17 protein-coding genes are annotated in these 16,260 nt (G+C 66.9%); 11 read left to right on the top strand and 6 right to left on the bottom strand.

Annotated features, from left to right (window positions below):
- Nucleotides 1-4 precede the first annotated feature (4 nt).
- Nucleotides 5-1,162 (bottom strand): PA0069 family radical SAM protein, encoded by a 1,158-nt coding sequence (locus AAC071_RS09620; RefSeq protein WP_339832167.1) that lies wholly within the window; start codon nt 1,160-1,162, stop codon nt 5-7.
- Nucleotides 1,163-1,329: 167 nt separating this feature from the next.
- Between AAC071_RS09620 and AAC071_RS09615 the strand changes: the two genes are divergently transcribed.
- The 4 genes from AAC071_RS09615 (at nt 1,330) to AAC071_RS09600 (ending at nt 4,119) form a co-directional block, all read left to right on the top strand.
- Nucleotides 1,330-1,725 carry a hypothetical protein gene (locus AAC071_RS09615; RefSeq protein ID WP_339832052.1) on the top strand — a complete coding sequence of 132 codons (396 nt, stop codon included), beginning with the start codon at nt 1,330-1,332 and terminating at the stop codon, nt 1,723-1,725.
- Between the two features lie 63 nt (nt 1,726-1,788).
- Nucleotides 1,789-2,484, top strand: coding sequence for a TIGR04283 family arsenosugar biosynthesis glycosyltransferase (locus AAC071_RS09610; protein ID WP_339832050.1), 696 nt, complete (start codon nt 1,789-1,791; stop codon nt 2,482-2,484).
- 277 nt (nt 2,485-2,761) lie between these two features.
- Nucleotides 2,762-3,364, top strand: a complete 603-nt coding sequence (locus tag AAC071_RS09605; RefSeq protein ID WP_339832048.1) for a TIGR04282 family arsenosugar biosynthesis glycosyltransferase — start codon at nt 2,762-2,764, stop codon at nt 3,362-3,364.
- The gene (locus tag AAC071_RS09600; RefSeq protein ID WP_339832046.1) at nt 3,361-4,119 is read left to right on the top strand and encodes a methyltransferase domain-containing protein; all 759 of its coding nucleotides are present in this window, start codon (nt 3,361-3,363) and stop codon (nt 4,117-4,119) included. The genes AAC071_RS09605 and AAC071_RS09600 overlap by 4 nt, the downstream gene beginning before the upstream one ends.
- Nucleotides 4,120-4,284: 165 nt before the next feature.
- On the opposite strand, the gene mscL is transcribed toward AAC071_RS09600, so the two are convergent.
- The 4 genes from mscL to AAC071_RS09580 all read right to left on the bottom strand — a co-directional run bounded on the left by mscL (nt 4,285) and on the right by AAC071_RS09580 (nt 8,221).
- Nucleotides 4,285-4,716 carry a large conductance mechanosensitive channel protein MscL gene (gene mscL / locus AAC071_RS09595; protein ID WP_339832045.1) on the bottom strand — a complete coding sequence of 144 codons (432 nt, stop codon included), beginning with the start codon at nt 4,714-4,716 and terminating at the stop codon, nt 4,285-4,287.
- A 91-nt stretch (nt 4,717-4,807) separates the two neighbouring features.
- A complete protein-coding gene (gene moaB, locus AAC071_RS09590; RefSeq protein ID WP_339832044.1) occupies nt 4,808-5,350 on the bottom strand; it encodes a molybdenum cofactor biosynthesis protein B in 543 nt (180 codons plus the stop codon).
- A 68-nt stretch (nt 5,351-5,418) separates the two neighbouring features.
- Nucleotides 5,419-7,233 (bottom strand): lytic transglycosylase domain-containing protein, encoded by a 1,815-nt coding sequence (locus tag AAC071_RS09585; RefSeq protein ID WP_339832043.1) that lies wholly within the window; start codon nt 7,231-7,233, stop codon nt 5,419-5,421.
- An 85-nt stretch (nt 7,234-7,318) separates the two neighbouring features.
- Nucleotides 7,319-8,221, bottom strand: coding sequence for a uracil-DNA glycosylase family protein (locus tag AAC071_RS09580; RefSeq protein WP_339832042.1), 903 nt, complete (start codon nt 8,219-8,221; stop codon nt 7,319-7,321).
- Nucleotides 8,222-8,464: 243 nt separating this feature from the next.
- On the opposite strand from AAC071_RS09580, the gene AAC071_RS09575 reads away from it, so the two are divergent.
- The 3 genes from AAC071_RS09575 to AAC071_RS09565 all read left to right on the top strand — a co-directional run bounded on the left by AAC071_RS09575 (nt 8,465) and on the right by AAC071_RS09565 (nt 12,907).
- Nucleotides 8,465-10,135: an electron transfer flavoprotein-ubiquinone oxidoreductase gene (locus tag AAC071_RS09575; protein WP_339832041.1), complete on the top strand. Its 1,671-nt coding sequence runs from the start codon at nt 8,465-8,467 to the stop codon at nt 10,133-10,135.
- Nucleotides 10,136-10,239: 104 nt separating this feature from the next.
- Complete coding sequence (locus tag AAC071_RS09570; protein WP_339832039.1) at nt 10,240-12,012, top strand: tetratricopeptide repeat protein; 1,773 nt, start codon at nt 10,240-10,242, stop codon at nt 12,010-12,012.
- A gap of 4 nt (nt 12,013-12,016) precedes the next feature.
- The gene (locus AAC071_RS09565) at nt 12,017-12,907 is read left to right on the top strand and encodes a 4-(cytidine 5'-diphospho)-2-C-methyl-D-erythritol kinase (protein ID WP_339832037.1); all 891 of its coding nucleotides are present in this window, start codon (nt 12,017-12,019) and stop codon (nt 12,905-12,907) included.
- Here the strand turns inward: AAC071_RS09565 and AAC071_RS09560 are convergent.
- Nucleotides 12,891-13,910 carry a polyprenyl synthetase family protein gene (locus AAC071_RS09560; protein ID WP_339832035.1) on the bottom strand — a complete coding sequence of 340 codons (1,020 nt, stop codon included), beginning with the start codon at nt 13,908-13,910 and terminating at the stop codon, nt 12,891-12,893. The genes AAC071_RS09565 and AAC071_RS09560 overlap by 17 nt on opposite strands.
- A 149-nt stretch (nt 13,911-14,059) precedes the next feature.
- On the opposite strand from AAC071_RS09560, the gene AAC071_RS09555 reads away from it, so the two are divergent.
- Genes AAC071_RS09555 through AAC071_RS09540 form a run of 4 tightly spaced genes read left to right on the top strand, consistent with a single transcriptional unit; the run spans nt 14,060 to nt 16,257 of the window.
- The gene (locus AAC071_RS09555; RefSeq protein WP_339832034.1) at nt 14,060-14,260 is read left to right on the top strand and encodes a DUF2007 domain-containing protein; all 201 of its coding nucleotides are present in this window, start codon (nt 14,060-14,062) and stop codon (nt 14,258-14,260) included.
- Complete coding sequence (locus tag AAC071_RS09550) at nt 14,257-15,048, top strand: methyltransferase (RefSeq protein WP_339832032.1); 792 nt, start codon at nt 14,257-14,259, stop codon at nt 15,046-15,048. The genes AAC071_RS09555 and AAC071_RS09550 overlap by 4 nt, the downstream gene beginning before the upstream one ends.
- 48 nt (nt 15,049-15,096) lie before the next feature.
- A complete protein-coding gene (locus AAC071_RS09545; protein WP_339832030.1) occupies nt 15,097-16,008 on the top strand; it encodes a S49 family peptidase in 912 nt (303 codons plus the stop codon).
- Nucleotides 16,009-16,056: 48 nt separating this feature from the next.
- Nucleotides 16,057-16,257, top strand: coding sequence for a hypothetical protein (locus AAC071_RS09540; protein ID WP_339832028.1), 201 nt, complete (start codon nt 16,057-16,059; stop codon nt 16,255-16,257).
- Nucleotides 16,258-16,260 lie beyond the last annotated feature (3 nt).

Below are 16,260 nucleotides of genomic sequence, written 5' to 3'. Positions count from 1 at the left end.
TTCCCTAGAGCAAAGCCAGTTGTTTGCCGCGGCCGGGGACGAGGAAGCGGGTGCTGTCGAGCTCCCCGCTTTTTCTGGCGAGGCCGAGTTTCTTCGTGGCGAGTTCGAAGCGGCGGGCGAGTTGCCAGGCATAGGGGCCGTCGCCGCGCATGCGCTTGCCCCATTGGGCGTCGTAATCCTTGCCGCCGCGCATCTGGCGGATCAGCGAGATGACATGGGCGGCGGCGTCGGGCTTGTTGGCCTCGAGCCATTCGCGGAAGAGATCCCTGATTTCGAGCGGCAGGCGCAGCAGGATGTAGCCGGCTTCCGTTGCGCCGGCATAGGCGGCACCGGTCAGGATCTTTTCCATCTCGCTGTCGGTCAGTGCCGGGATGACGGGTGCGACCATGACGCCGGTGGGCACGCCCGCCTGCGCCAGCATCGAGATCGCTTCCATGCGGCGCGACGGCGTCGAGGCGCGCGGCTCCATCGTCCGGGCGAGCCTGGCGTCGAGCGTCGTGATCGAGAGATAGACCTTGACGAGATTGCGTTCCGCCATCGCGGCAAGAATGTCGAGGTCGCGGGTGACGCGGGCCGACTTGGTGACGATGGTGACGGGGTGGTTGTAGGCCGACAGGACTTCGAGCAGGCTGCGCGTGATGCGGTAGCGCTGCTCGATCGGCTGATAGGGGTCGGTGTTGGTGCCGAGCGCGATCGGCGCCGGTTCGTAATTCGGCCGCGCCAGTTCCTTTTCGAGCAAGGCGGCGGCATTGGGCTTGGCAAACAGGCGGCTCTCGAAATCGAGGCCGGGCGAGAGGCCCATATAGGCGTGCGTCGGCCGCGCGAAGCAGTAGACGCAGCCATGCTCGCAGCCGCGATAGGGATTGATCGAGCGGTCGAAGGGAAGATCGGGCGAGGAATTGCGCGTCAGCACCGCGCGCGCCGTTTCGGACGTCACCTCGGTTTTCAGCGGCGCCGGTGCGTCGAGCCCGCCCCAGCCGTCGTCGAGCGGCTCGCGGGCACGGCGCTCGAAGCGGCCGCTGCTATTTGTCAATGCGCCCCGGCCGCGGCGGCCGTTCTCGGGCAGAGGGGTGGCACGGACCCTCGGGGGGTACGAGGGGGACCCCGCGGGGGACGGGGACCGGGTCCGTGCATCCGGGCCGCTTGCCGCCACGGGGCCAATCGGGGAATTGGCGGGGGCAGGGGCGGGGCGACCGGAGCGCACTGATTCGTGACTCGAACTCATGGAAGAAACATAGCAGGTTGCAGGAACATAACAAGAACATTGTTGACCGCGCGCATGATTGCTAGGCTGACGGCGGCAAACCGGCAGCAGATCAGGAGGCGATGATGAGCGTCCGTGAGATGGCGAAAAATCCGGTCCATCTCGGCCGCGGCGCGACGGCGACGGTCGAACCGGACTTCACCGGCGACATGGGCTGGTATGAAGCCTATGGCGCGCGCCACGAAGCAGACGGTGCCGAGGGCCGCCTCGTTTCGTTGCATAGATTCACCAAACCCTGGGACAGTTGGGAGATGCATCCGAAAGGCGCGGAGGTGGTGCTCTGCGTCGCGGGGCGGATGGTGCTGCATCAGGAGACGCCGCAGGGCGTGACGAAGGTGACGCTCGACGCCGGCCAGTATGCAATCAATCCGCCGGGCGTCTGGCACACCGCCGATATCGAGGAGACGGCAAGCGCCGTCTTCATCACCGCAGGCCTCGGGACGGAGATCAGACCGCGGTGACGATGCGCGGCGATTGCGGCCGCCAATTTTGAAAAACCCCGCCCGCCCGCTATGTTGCGCGCCATGCTGAGCGTGGTGATCCCGACCCTCAATGCCGAGAAGACCCTGACGCGGACGCTGGCGCCACTGGTGACGGCCGCCGTGCGCGGGCTGGTGCAGGAAGTGATCGTCGCCGATGGCGGCTCCTCGGACGAGACGATGGAGATCGTCGAGGCGGCCGGCGCGAAACTCGTCGAGGCGCCGCGCGGGCGCGGCACGCAGCTTGCGGCCGGCGCCGACGCGGCACGCGGCAACTGGCTGCTGTTTCTTCATGCCGACACGGTGCTCGAAGCCTCGTGGATCGCCGAGGTCGAGAAGCTGTTCGAGCAGATCGAGGAAGGCCGCTTCCGCGACCATGAAATGGCGGCGGCGTTCAAATTCGCGCTGGACGATTTTTCGGGCTGGGCGCGTTTTCTCGAAACCATGGTCGCGCTGCGCTGCGCGCTGCTGCGCCTGCCCTATGGCGACCAGGGATTGCTGATCAACCGGCGGCTCTACGATCGCCTTGGCGGCTTTCGCGACCTGCCGCTGATGGAAGATGTCGACCTCGTGCGCCGCATCGGCCGGCGCCGCCTGGTGATGCTGCGTTCGCGCGCGGTGACCAGCCCGACGCGCTATCTCAAGGACGGCTTCCTCGCCCGCTCGCTGCGCAATCTCGGCTGCCTCGCGCTTTATTATCTGCGCGTGCCGCCACGGGTGATCGCAAGGTTGTACGGGTGAGGTGGGTGCTGGTGTTCCGTTCATCGCCACCCTCCCATCCTTGGCGGCTTGTCCGCCAAGGCGAACAAGCGGAGGGGGGGAGGGTCGAACGACCGCAGGTCGTTCGGGGCGGGGGCTCTGACTCTCCCGAGCGAAGCCGCTCACGATTGTACTCGGGATTCCCGCCGCGCCCCCGCCCCAAACGTCACGCCTTTGGCAGAGCCAAAGCCGCGCCGTTTGACCCGCCCCCCAGGGGCGGGTGGGACGAAACACATTCATCGAGAAAATCTGCACACAGATGTCCCTCGAACCGCAACTCGTGATCATGGCCAAGGCGCCGCTGATCGGCCGCGTCAAGACGCGGCTGGCGCGCGATATCGGCGGCGTGGAAGCGGTGCGGTTCTTCCGGACGGCGTCGGCCGGGCTGATCCGGCGTGTCGGGAACGATCCGCGCTGGCAGACGGTGCTGGCGCTTTCGCCCGACCGGGCCGTGCATGAGCCGGGACCGTGGCCGGACGACCTGCCGCGCGTCGCGCAAGGGCCGGGCGATCTCGGGCACCGCATGGGCCGGCTTTTCCGCGACCTGCCGCCGGGGCCGGTGGTGATTGTCGGCGCCGACATTCCGGGCATCACGCGCGCGCATATCGCTTCCGCCTTTGCGGCGCTCGGCAATCACGATGCCGTCATCGGGCCGGCCGAGGATGGCGGCTACTGGCTGATCGGGTTGAAGCGGCGGCCGCGCATCGCCGAGATATTCGGGGGCGTGCGCTGGTCGAGCCCGACGACGCGGGTCGATACCGAGGCGAACATGGCGCGGGCCGGGCTTGGCGTCGCCCGTCTCGAAACGCTGGCCGATATCGATACCGGCGCCGATTACCGACTGTGGAAGGCCGCGCGATGAGCGAAGACCTCGATCCCTTCAAGATCTTTCTCGATCTGCAGCTGGGCCTGCCGCGCAACGGGCCGGGCAGTGCGGCCTCGACCGCGCGGGCCTTTGCGATGCTGCCGGGCCTGCCCGCAAATGCCCGCCTTCTCGATATCGGCTGCGGCCAGGGCGCCTCGACATTCGAACTGCTGCGGCTGACAAGCGGCCATGTGACGGCGGTCGATCTCTTCGAGCCTTTTCTCGACAAGCTGGCGGCGCGCGCCGAGCGCGCGCGCATCGGCGAGGACCGGCTGACGATCAAGCGCGGCGACATGGCGGCGCTGCCCTTCCATGACGGGGAGTTCGATCTCGTCTGGTCGGAAGGCGCGATCTATCTGGTCGGCTTCGAGACGGGGCTCCGGCTCTGGCGGCGTCTCGTGAAGCCGGGCGGCTTCGTGGCGGTCACCGAATGCACATGGCTGACCGATGCGCCGGCGGCGGAGGCCAGGGCCTTCTGGAACGACGCCTATCCGGGAATGGGAACGGTGGCCGAAAACAGCGCCGCGGCGGAACGCACCGGCTACGAGATCATCGGCACCTTCACGCTGCCGCAAGAAGACTGGTGGACGGAATACTACACGCCGATGCGCGTCCGGATCGCCGAAATGCGCGCGACCTATGGCGCGGCGGCCAGGGCGGTGCTCGACCAGGAAGAGGCCGAAATCGCCCTCTTCGAGCGCTGCGGCGCAGATTATTCCTATGTGTTTTATGTGCTGAGGCGGGAGGAGTGAAAGGGGATGGTGGGTTTGCACTCACCCCGTTTTCACAATTCCGTCATGGCCCGCTTTATGCGGGCCATCCACGTCTTGGCGGCAAGTGAAAGAGGAAAAGAAAGACGTGGATGACCCGGACAAGCCGGGTCATGACGGATTTTGTTTGTTGCTTGTGTCATCCATCTACCCGTTCTTCGCCCTCAACGCATCGCGGATTTCCTCCAGCAGCACTTCCTGGCGCGGCGGGGCGGCGGGTGCCGGCGCCTCGCCGCGGGCGATGCGGGCCTTGAGCGCATTCATCTGCTTGATGACCAGAAAGAGCGCGAAGGCGACGATCGAGAACTGCAGCAGCGCGTTGATGAACTTGCCATAGGCGATGACGGGAATGCCCGCCGTCTTTGCCGCGTCGACCGTCGCCGGGCCGTTTTCGGCCAGCGTCAGCGCGATGAAATAGTCGCTGAAATCGACGCCGCCCATCAAGGCGCCGATCGGCGGCATCATGATGTCGTCGACCAGCGACTTGACGATGGTGGTGAAGGCGGCGCCGATGATGATGCCAACGGCCATGTCGAGCACATTGCCCTTGAGGGCGAAATCGCGGAATTCCTTGAACATGGGGGTCCCCTCGCTGATGCCGCGGGCGAATCGCGCCGCAAGGAAATCCTGATACGCGGTCGCCACGCTTACAACAGGCAAAAACCGCCGCTCACTTGCGCTTCTTGTGTTCCTCGAGCCGCGGCATGATCTCGACGAAATTGCAGGGGCGGTAGCGATGGTCGAGCTGGTGGACGAGGATCTCGTCCCAGCCGTCCTTGCAGGCGCCGGGCGAGCCCGGCAGCGCGAAGAGGAAGGTGCCGCCCGCGACGCCGGCGGTGGCGCGCGACTGGATCGTCGAGGTGCCGATCTTGTCGTAGCTGACGCGGTGGAACAGCGCCGAAAAGCCCTCGATCTCCTTGTCATAGACCGATTTGAAGGCCTCGGGCGTCACGTCGCGGCCGGTCAGGCCGGTGCCGCCGGTCGAGATGACGGCGTCGATCCCCTCATCGGCGATCCAGGACATCAACTGGCCGCGAATATGCACCGTGTCGTCCGGCACGATGCGTCGCGCCGCCACCTTGTGGCCGGCCTTTGCGATCCGTTCGGCCAGCACATCGCCCGACGTGTCGGTCTCGGGCGTACGGCTGTCCGACACCGTCAGCAGGGCGATATTGAGGGAGATGAATTCGCGGGTCTCGTCGATGCCGGGCATGGCGCAGGCCTTTCGCGGGAGCGTGTGAGCGCCTCCTATAGCGGAAAAAACCCGAAGAGTCGCGCGGGTCAGCGGATGCTTGCCGTTGCCTGTTCATAGACCGGCCAGGTGCCGGCGGCCGAGGCATCCAGCGAATCGACCGGGGTGCCGAGGCGTTCGCTGTAGATCCAGTAATTGGTCAGTACACGTTCGATATAGCCGCGCGTCTCGGCGGCCGGGATCGACTCGATGAAGAGGAACGGGTCGCCCTTGAAGTCGATGCTGGCGAGCCAGCGCGAGAGATTGCCGGGCCCGCCATTATAGGCAGTCGTCAGCATGAAGAGATTGCCATAGGGCTCGCCCGCGCCCATCAGCTCGGCCAGATATTCCTGCCCGAGCGTCACGTTGAAGGTCGGGTCGAGCAGCCGGTCGCGATTGCCGCCGGCCAGCGACCGGTCCTGCGTGATGTGGCTGGCGGTCGCCGGCATGATCTGCATCAACCCCCGCGCGCCGGCATGCGACATCGCATCCGACTGGAACTTGCTTTCCTGCCGCATGAAGGCCAGCAGCAGCGCCCGGTCGACCTTGTAGCCGTTCGACGGCGCGTAGTCGGGCACCGGAAAGAGCCCGGCATTGAGCGACAACCGGCCGCCCTTGCGCCCGGTCGCGGGCAGATGCGCCGCATTGGCGACCTGGAGTTCGACGGCCGGCAGCCTGAAATCATTGGCCAGCGCGATCAACGCCTGGTCGAGCGCCGGATCGACATGGGCATGGGCGCGCAGCAATTCCTCGCCGGCCAGCTCGCGTTTGCCGATCTGGAACAGCGCCACCGCGCGCGCGACCTGTCCGTTGGCGACAAGCGCACGGAACGACGCCGCGTCGAGCCGCGGTTCGACCCAGTCGATGCGCAGCGTGCGGCCGAGCTGGCGGGTGGCCAGCAGGCCGTAGAAGGTCGCGCCCGTGTCGGCCGCCAGTTCCAGCATCGGCGCGACGTTTTCGGGCTGCCTTTCGGCCAGGAAGGCGCGCGCCGCCCAGAAGCCGCCGGCCGCCCGCGTCCAGTTGTTGACCGACGGCGAACGGGCCAGCCGCTCGAAATGCCGCGCCGCCGCGCCGTAATTCTCCATGCGCCAGGCGGCAAGCCCGGCATACCAGTCGGCGCGCGGCACCTGGCGGGCGTGATTGCGGAGGATCTCGCTGGCCAGCACATAGGCCTTGTCGTTCTCGCCTTCGAGGAAATATGAGGCGACGACGCGCTCCAGCACCTTGTCATATTCGGCCGGCCGCAGCGCGGCCCGCGCATTGCCGCGCTTCAGCCAGGCATGGGCGCTGTCAGCCGTGCCCTGGCGCACCATGCGGCGCACCGTGGCATCGATTTCGCGAAAGCGCGGCGAGCGCACATCGCTCTCGCCGTCATCGACCGCATAGACCGCATGGGCGGCCTGGCGCCATTGCCGCGCGGCCGGCCGTTCGGGCCGGGCGGCGGATGCCGGACGCTTGCGCAGCGCAAGGCGGTGGATATCGGCCGCGCCCGGATGATCGCGATATGCCGCCATCCAGTCGCGCAATTCCGCATAGCGCGTCGTGTAGTGCGGGCCCATATATTTGACGTAGAGGACATGGCCCATCAGGCGCTTGTCCTTGAGCCGCGCCGTCAGCCGGTCGGCTTCCTGGAAGCGGCCGCGCTCGGTGGCGGCGAAGATCTGGCGGTAGAGCTCGCGGTCGGCACCGGTAAGGATCTCGGGGCTCCAGATGCGCGCCTGGGGCGTGGTGCCGCTGTCGGCACGGACCGGCAGGGCCGTCATCGCGGCAAGCAGCAGCGCCGTGAGCCCGGTCAGCAGGACCGAACGCACAAACTTCCCGCGCCGCGCCGGCGCAATGGCGATGAAAACCCCCCGATGGCTCATGCGGGGCATCTTAGCGGCCGAACGCCGCCCGACAAGCAAACTGTGCCGGAATGGAACCGGAACGCCGCAGAAATGTCGCGCAGGGTTAACGCGGCGGCAGGGCGTCGAGGCGTGCCTTCAGCGCCTGCAGATCGCGCCAGGCCAGCCGTTTCTGGGCCGGCTGGCGCAGCAGATAGGCCGGATGCAGCGTCGGCAGGGCCGGGATGTCGCGGCCGCCGATGCGGCAGCTCGACCACTTGCCGCGGATCCGGGTGATGCCGGTCTCGGTGCCGAGCAGCTGCTTGGCCGAGACGCCGCCCAGGAGCAGCAGCATGTCGGGCGCGACCAGTTCGATATGGCGCTCGACAAAGGGCATGCAGACCGCATGTTCGGCCGGCGTCGGCGTGCGGTTGCCGGGCGGCCGCCAGGGCAGGGTGTTGACGATATAGACCGATTGGCGGTCGAGGCCGATCGCGGCCAGCATCCGGTCGAGCAATTGCCCGGCGCGGCCGACAAAGGGCAGGCCCTGCAGATCCTCGTCGCGGCCCGGCGCCTCGCCGACCAGCATCAGCCGCGCTGCCGGATTGCCATCGGCAAAGACCAGGTTCTTGGCCGTGTAGCGCAAGGGGCAGCCCTCGAAACCTTCAAGCGCGGCGCGCAAGGCGTCGAGCGTTGTGCAGGCCTGGGCGATGGCGCGGGCGCTTTCGGCCGCCCCGGCATCGTCGAGCGGCAGCGAGGTCGGCGCCGCGACGCGGGGCGGGGCGGACGGCGCGGCCGGAAATGTCGGCGCAGCACCGCGCGGATCGGCGCGCGGCGCGCGGCGGGCCTCGCCGGCGGGCACGGCGTCAGGCGCGGGCGCGGTCACAACCGGCGCGGCCGTCTCGTCCAGCATGTAGCGGTCGACCGGCGCCTCGCAAAGCGCCTCCGTCACGCCGGCCTCGACGAAAAAGGCAAGCAGCGCCGCCGCCTCGTCAGCTGTCAGCGGGGAAGATGGGCCGGATCGGTTCATGACTTTCTTCGGGCTTCCGTCGTGGTTCCTTGAGGGGCGGCCGGTCCCGGGTTTGACGCTCCCGGCAGGCCACCTACACTCCTTCGTCAGGCGGTCCGGGCGAGAATAACATGCCCGGCGGGGCGCTGCGCGGCGCAGACCCCGATATATTGACCAACGGGGCCATCCGCACCATAACGGACCCCGATTTTGCGCGGGCCGGCGCGCCGGAAACGGGCGCGCGGCCGGACGAGGAGAGGCTGAATGAGCGAGCAGGCGATCGAACGCGAATATATGGAATATGACGTCGTCATCGTCGGCGGCGGCCCGGCCGGCCTGTCGGCGGCGATCCGGCTGCGCCAGCTCGCGGCGTCGGAGGATTTCGATCTTTCGGTCTGCGTGATCGAGAAGGGCTCCGAGGTCGGCGCGCATATATTGTCGGGCGCGGTGATCGATCCGATCGGTCTCGACACGCTGCTGCCGGACTGGCGCGAGATGGGCGCGCCCATCGACACCGAAGTGACGGCCGACCACTTCCTCTATCTCGGCCCGGCCGGTTCGCTGCGCTTCCCCAATTTCCTGTTTCCGCCGCTGATGAACAATCACGGCAACTACATCGTCAGCCTCGGCAATGTCTGCCGCTGGCTGGCCGAACAGGCCGAAGGCCTCGGCGTCGAGATCTATCCGGGCTTTGCCGGCGCCGAAGTGCTTTATGGCGAGGACGGTTCGGTGCGCGGCGTCGTCACCGGCGACATGGGCGTCGCCAGGGATGGCAGCCACAAGGACAGCTACACCGCCGGCATGGAGCTGCGCGGCAAATACACCTTCTTTGCCGAAGGCGTGCGCGGTTCGCTGTCGAAGGAACTGATCCGCAAGTTCAAGCTCGACGAGGGCTGCGAGCCGCAGAAATTCGGCATCGGCATCAAGGAATTGTGGCAGGTCGATCCGGCGAAGCACCGCAAGGGGCTGGTGCAGCACACGCTGGGCTGGCCGCTCGACGACAAGACCGGCGGCGGCTCCTTCCTCTATCATTTCGGCGACAATCTGGTCTCGGTCGGCTTCGTCGTCCACCTCAACTACAGCAATCCCTATCTCTCGCCCTTCGACGAGTTCCAGCGCTTCAAGCATCACCCGGCAATCGTCGACACCTTCGAGGGCGGCAAGCGCATCGCCTATGGCGCGCGCGCCATCACCGAGGGTGGATTCCAGTCGGTGCCGAAGCTGACCTTCCCCGGCGGCGCGCTGGTCGGCTGCTCGGCCGGTTTCGTCAACGTGCCGCGCATCAAGGGCAGCCACAACGCGATGCTGACCGGCATCATGGCCGCCGAAGCCGCCTTCGAGGCGGTCAAGGACGGCCGCCAGGCCGACGAGCTGACCGCCTATACGCAGGCCTATGAGAAGAGCGCGGTCTACAAGGACCTGAAGCGCGTGCGCAACGTCAAGCCGCTGCTGTCGCGCCTCGGTACCTTCCTCGGCACCGGCTTCGGCGCCATCGAGATGTGGATGAACAATCTCGGCATCGGCCTGCCCTACACGCTGCGCCACAAGAAGGCCGATCACGAGGCGCTGAAGAAGGCGAGCCAGTGCAAGCCGATCGCCTACCCCAAGCCCGACGGCAAGATCTCCTTCGACAAGCTCTCCTCGGTCTTCATCTCGGCGACCAATCACGAGGAGGACCAGCCGGTCCATCTGAAGCTGAAGGACCCGGCCATCCCGATCGCCTACAACCTGCCGAATTACGACGAGCCGGCGCAGCGCTATTGCCCGGCCGGCGTCTACGAGGTGATCCGCGACGACGACGGCTCCAATCCGCGCTTCCAGATCAACGCGCAGAACTGTGTCCACTGCAAGACCTGCGACATCAAGGATCCGGCGCAGAACATCAACTGGACGGTGCCGGAAGGCGCCGGCGGGCCGAATTACCCGAATATGTGAGCGGCAGCGCCCGACATGCCTGTATCCGGCATGCGTGCTCCTGTAGCATCGCGACGGGCGCCGCTGCGGCGTCCGCATATGGCAATTCCGGAGGCAAGGCCCCCATGGCCGCGACAGCTATCGCACCGAACGGCGAAAGACGCCGCGCCCACGCGCTGAAGCGTGTCGCGCTGGCCGCGGCACTGGCGCTGCTGGGCGGCTGTGCCGGCCTCGGTGCCTTCGGCGAGCCGGCGACGAAACGCGGCGAGACCTCCTATGGCGCCTATCTGGCCGGCCGTCATGCGGCCTCGGTCAACGACCCGCAGCGTGCGGCCGAGTTCTACGATGTTGCCTTGCGCAGCGAGCCCGACGACCCGCTGATTCTCGACCGTGCCTTCATGGCTTCGCTGGCCGCCGGCGATATGGACCGCGCGGTCGGGCTGGCCGGGCGCTTGACGGCGATCGAGAGCGGGCAGCGCATGGCGCGGCTGACGCTGGCGCTGGCCGACATGAAGAGCGGCGATTTCGCCGGCGCGCGCGAACAGATCGCGGCCTCGGCGCCCGGTCCCTTCACCGCGCTTGTCGGCACGCTGACATCGGCCTGGGCGGCGGCCGGCGAGCGCGACAAGGCGCTGGTGCTCGAAAAGATCGGCGCTTTCGAAGGCCGCACCGCCTTCGCGCTGTTCCGCTCCTATCATCAGGGGCTGATGCTGGACCTGCTGGACGATGCCGCCGGCGCCGGCGAAGCCTATGCCGAAGCGATGGATGCCAGCAGCGGCAGCAGCGTGCGCGTCGTCGAGGCCTATGCGAGCTTCCTGCAGCGCCAGGGCCGCGGCGACGAAGCACGCGCGGCGCTGGAGGGCTTTCTGGCCTTTGCGCCCGACCATCCCGTCGTGCGCGATTACCTTGATCTTCTGGCGCGCGGCGAGGCGCTGCCGGTCCAGGTTCGCAGCGCAACCGATGGCGCCGCCGAAGCGCTTTACGGTCTCGGCAGCGCGCTGATGCAGGATACATCGAGCGATCTCGCGGAAGTCTATCTTCATCTGGCGCTCTATCTGCGGCCGGACTTCGACATGGCCCGCTCGCTGCTGGCCGGCACCTACGAAAACCGCAAGCGCTGGGAAGACGCCATCGCCGCCTACAGCCGGATCGACCGCAAGTCGCCGCTCTACATGAATGCCCGCATCCAGACCGCCATGCTGCTCAACCGGCTGGAGCGCGAAGGGGAGGCCATCGCGGTGCTGCGCCGCCTTGCGCGCGAGAAGCCCGACAGCATCGAGCCGGTGGTGGCGATCGGCGACATCCATCGCGCGAAGGAAAACTATGCCGCGGCGGCGACGGAATATAAGCGCGCCATCGCACTTTCGGGCGCACCGTCGGAAGCCGACTGGACGCTTTACTATGCGCGCGGCATCTGCTTCGAGCGCCTCGGCGAATGGGACAAGGCCGAAAAGGACCTGACGCTTGCGCTGAAACTCTCCGACGATCATCCGCTGGTGCTGAACTATCTGGGCTATTCATGGGTCGAACAGCATCACCGTCTCGAAGAGGCGCTGGCGATGATCGAGAAGGCGGTCGAACGGCGGCCGAATGACGGCTTCATCGTCGACAGTCTCGGCTGGGCGCGCTACCGGCTCGGCGAATACGATCTGGCGGTCAAGTATCTCGAGCGCGCGGTCGAACTGCAGCCCGACGATCCGACCATCAACGAGCATCTGGGCGACGCCCTGTGGAAGGTCGGCCGCCGGATCGAGGCGCGCTTCCAGTGGAACCACGCCCTGGCGATGAAGCCCGAGGAAAAGCGGATCAAGCTGCTGCGCACCAAGCTCGATTTCGGTCTCGAAGCGGCCGAAAGCGCCGAGCGCGAGGAAGCCGGGGCGGGCCCCGCGGGATCCTGACACCGTGATCGGCGCACCACGCGGCCCGTTTGTCGAAGACGCACCCGCCAAGATCAATCTCAGCCTGCGCGTCGCCGGGCGCCGCAGTGACGGCTATCACGAACTGCAGAGCCTTGTCGTTTTTGCGTCTTGCGGCGACCGCCTCCTTGCCGAAGCGGCGGACGATCTGACATTGGCCGTGCAGGGCCCGTTTGCGGCGGCGCTGGCCGGCGATGCCGACAATCTGGTGCTGCGGGCCGCGCGTCTGCTGCGCGCGCAGACGGGCGTGACAGCGGGCGCAAGGCTGGTGCTGGAAAAGAATCTGCCTGTCGCTTCGGGCATCGGCGGCGGTTCGGCCGATGCGGCGGCGGCCATGCGCGCGCTGATGCGGCTCTGGGCCATCGATCCCGGCCGGGATGCGCTGGCCGGCATGGCGGCGTCGCTCGGCGCCGATGTGCCGGTCTGTCTCGAGGCACGCCCGGCGATGATGTGGGGCACGGGCGAAAAAATCGTCCGTCTCGCGGCGCTGCCGCGTTTCCATCTGGTGCTGGTCAATCCCGGCATGGCGCTGTCGACAGCCGAGGTGTTCCGCGCGCTCGCCGCACCAAGCCTTGAAGGCCTGCCTGCCGCCCCGGCGGTCCCGGCCTTTGCGGCGCTCGACGAATTGGTCGCATGGCTCGGCACCGAAGCCAACGATCTCGAAAAGCCGGCTTGCGGGCTGCAGCCGGAAATCGCGACTGCATTGCAGGCACTGGCATCGACGGCCGGCTGCCGCCTGGCCCGCATGTCGGGTTCAGGCGCGACCTGTTTCGGCATCTATGCCGAGGAAACGGCGGCCACCGCGGCCGCCGCCGCGATCGCGCGGGCGCATACCGGCTGGTGGACGGCTGCCTGCGGCGTCAGTGATTGCGATTGATGCAGAACTCGACCAGATCGGTGAGCGACTGGCGATAGTCGCTCTCGGGGAAGATCGCCAGCGCATCGGTGGCGATGGCGCCATAATGCCGTGCCCGCAATATGGTGTCGGCCAGCGCATCGTGTTTCTGCATCAATTCGATCGCGGATTCGAGATCGCCGTCGCTGCGTTCGCCATTCTGCAGCGTGCGCTGCCAGAAGCCGCGCTCCTCGGCCGAACCGCGGCGATAGGCCAGAACGACGGGGAGGGTGATCTTGCCCTCGCGGAAATCGTCGCCGACATTCTTGCCGAGCGCGGCTGCGCGGCCGCCATAGTCGAGCGCATCGTCGACCAGCTGGAAGGCGATGCCGAGATTGCGGCCGTAGGATTCGAGCGCCGCCGCTTCGTTTCCGTTCTGACCGGCAATGACCGCACCGATTTCGGTGGCCGCGGCGAATAACGCGGCGGTCTTGGCCTGGATGACCCGCAGATAGGCGTCTTCCGTGGTGCCGGTGTCCTTGGCGGCAGCAAGCTGCATGACCTCGCCTTCGGCAATCACCGAGGCTGCGTTGGAAAGGATTTCGAGCGCCCGGAGCGATTTCGTCTCGACCATCAGTTTGAAGGCGCGGCCGAGCAGGAAATCGCCGACCAGAACGCTGGCCTGATTGCCCCAGAGCATCCGCGCCGTCTTGGTGCCGCGCCGCAGGTCGCTCTCGTCGACCACGTCGTCATGCAGCAGCGTTGCCGTGTGCATGAACTCGACGGTCGCGGCCAGCTTGATGTGATCGGTGCCCGTGTAGCCGCACATGCGGGAGGCGGCGATGGTCAGCATGGGCCGCAGGCGCTTGCCGCCCGAATTGATCAGATGGCTGGCAAGCTCGGGTACCATGGGTACATCGGAGGCCATCCGCTCACGGATGAATTCGTCGACGGCTTCCATGTCCTGGGCCACCAGCGCCTGAAGCTGCCTGACGGCGTTCTGGCCGCGCCCGCGCTCTTCCTCGAGGGGAACAACAACGCCCAATATCCGCTCCTCAAAAACCTGTGCGCAGGCTGAATTTCCAGACCCCGCATGTGTTATACTGCCACCGAGGTGAGCATAGGTTGACGGCCGCGGAGCGGCAAGTGCCGGGGCCATTTGTCGCAAAGCAGGCAAATCGCAGCGGAGACGAGATGAAAGAACTGATCAGAACCGGCGACCAGGTCCTTATTTCATATCTGACACACCGTCTGGCGGAGGCCGGCGTCGAAAGCTTCGGCATGGATGCGCATATGCAACGCTCGCTCGGCATCCTGCCCCAGCGTATCATGGTGGCCGACGAGGACTACGACAGGGCACAGCGAATTCTCGACGAAGTAAGGCGGGAAGGATGAGCGGCAGCACGGCAGACGAGATCGAACTTTCGACCACCGACGACGGTTTTCTGGGCAACCGGCTGAAACTGCTGCAGCCCGGAAAGGGCTATCGCGCCGGGCTCGACGCGGTGCTGCTGGCAGCCTCGGTGCCGGCGCGGGATGGCGAGCGCGTGCTGGAAGCCGGCGTCGGCGTCGGCGTTGCAAGCCTCTGTCTTGCGGCGCGCGTGCCCGGCATCGAGGTTGCGGGGCTCGAGCTGCAGCCGACACTCGTCGAACTCGCCGGAAGAAATATCGAGCGCAACGGCATGGCCGGGCGCGTGTCGATTCTCGAAGGCGATATCGGCCTCTCGCCGCGCGACCTCGCGGCGCTGGGCCTTGAGCCCAATGGCTGGCATCACGTCTTCGCCAACCCGCCCTATCACGATCCCGTGAGCAATCCCGCATCGCCCGATGCTGGAAAGGCACAGGCCCATCTGACCCTCGGCTCCGATCTCGATGACTGGGTACGCTTCTGCTGCACCATGGCGCGCCCCAAAGGCACGGTCACCTTCATCCATCGTGCCGATGCACTGGCCGAACTTCTGGCCACCATGACCGGGCACCTCGGTGGTATCGAGATCTTCCCGCTCTGGCCCGCAGCCGGCAAGGCGGCGTCGCGGATCATCGTCCGTGGTCAGCGCGATTCGAAGGCGCCGCTCGTGATCCGTCCGGGCCTGGTGCTGCATGGGCGCGATGGCCGTTTCACCGAGCGCGCCGAAGCGATTCTGCGCGGTGGTGAGGCCTTGCTCCTCGATCAGCCCGCCTAGGCTGAAACAGCCTTGCTGTTGCCGCAAAGTGCCCCTATCTGGAACACCATGAAAAACCTCGTTGCGCCGTTTCTTCCCGCTCCCCTCCGCAAACGCGTCGCGCCCGACTGGGCGCCGCGGCCGGTCGTCGCCGTGGTGCGGCTGGCCGGCATCATCGGCCCGAGTCAGCCGATCCGTGGCGGCCTGAACCTTGCGGCCGTCGCGCCGGCGCTCGAGGCGGCGTTCGCGATGAAGAATGCGAAGGCGGTGGCGCTGGTCATCAACTCGCCCGGCGGTTCGCCTGTGCAATCCTCGCTGATCTACAAGCGCATCCGGCAACTGGCCGAAGAAAAGAGTCTGCCGGTCTATGCCTTCGCCGAGGATGTGGCGGCGTCGGGTGGCTACATGATCGCCTGTGCGGCCGACGAGATCTATGCCGACGAAAGCTCCGTCATCGGTTCGATCGGTGTCGTTTCGGCGGGCTTCGGCTTCACCGGGCTGATCGAAAAGCTCGGCGTCGAGCGCCGTGTGCACACGGCCGGCGAGAGCAAGGCGATGCTCGATCCTTTCCAGCCCGAAAAGCCCGACGAGGTGGCCCGCCTCAAGGCGTTGCAGGAGGAAGTTCACGAGAACTTCAAGGCACTGGTGAAGAAGGCGCGCGGCGAACGCCTGAAAGCCGATGATCCGGCCATCTTTTCGGGCGAGTTCTGGGCCGGCGCGGGCGCGCTGTCGCGCGGCCTCGTCGATGGCCTGGCCGATCTGCGCTCGCATATGCGCGACCTCTATGGCGACAAGGTCAAACTGCGCCTGGTCGTCGCGCGGGTGCCCTGGTGGCGGCCGGGCGGCGGCATTGCCAGCCGGCTCGGGGCCTCTTTTCCGGCCATCGGCGGCGGGTTTGCCGCCGAAATGGGAGCGGGGCTGGCCGACGGACTGATTGCCGCGGCCGAGAGGCGTTCCCTTTGGAGCCGTTTTGGCCTTTAATGCTGTCAGCCGGGGCCGTTCCCCGGCGGATTCGAAAGGGTCCATTCAATGACCAAGATCGTTTTCGCGGCCGTTTTCATTCTGGCCTTCTATGCCGCCTATCGGGCGCTGCAGCGCTCGGTCGAGCGTCAGCGGCAGGCTTTTGCCCGCGCGCAGTCGCGGACGCGCGTGGAACCGCGCGACCTTGGCACGCTGCGCGACCGGGGCGACGGCACCTATGTCCCGGATCACAGCCGCCGCGACATCTGATTT

The sequence above is a fragment of the uncultured Parvibaculum sp. genome (assembly GCF_963975745.1).
GTDB lineage: Bacteria > Pseudomonadota > Alphaproteobacteria > Parvibaculales > Parvibaculaceae > Parvibaculum.
This window is presented reverse-complemented; position numbering and strand designations above follow the sequence as displayed.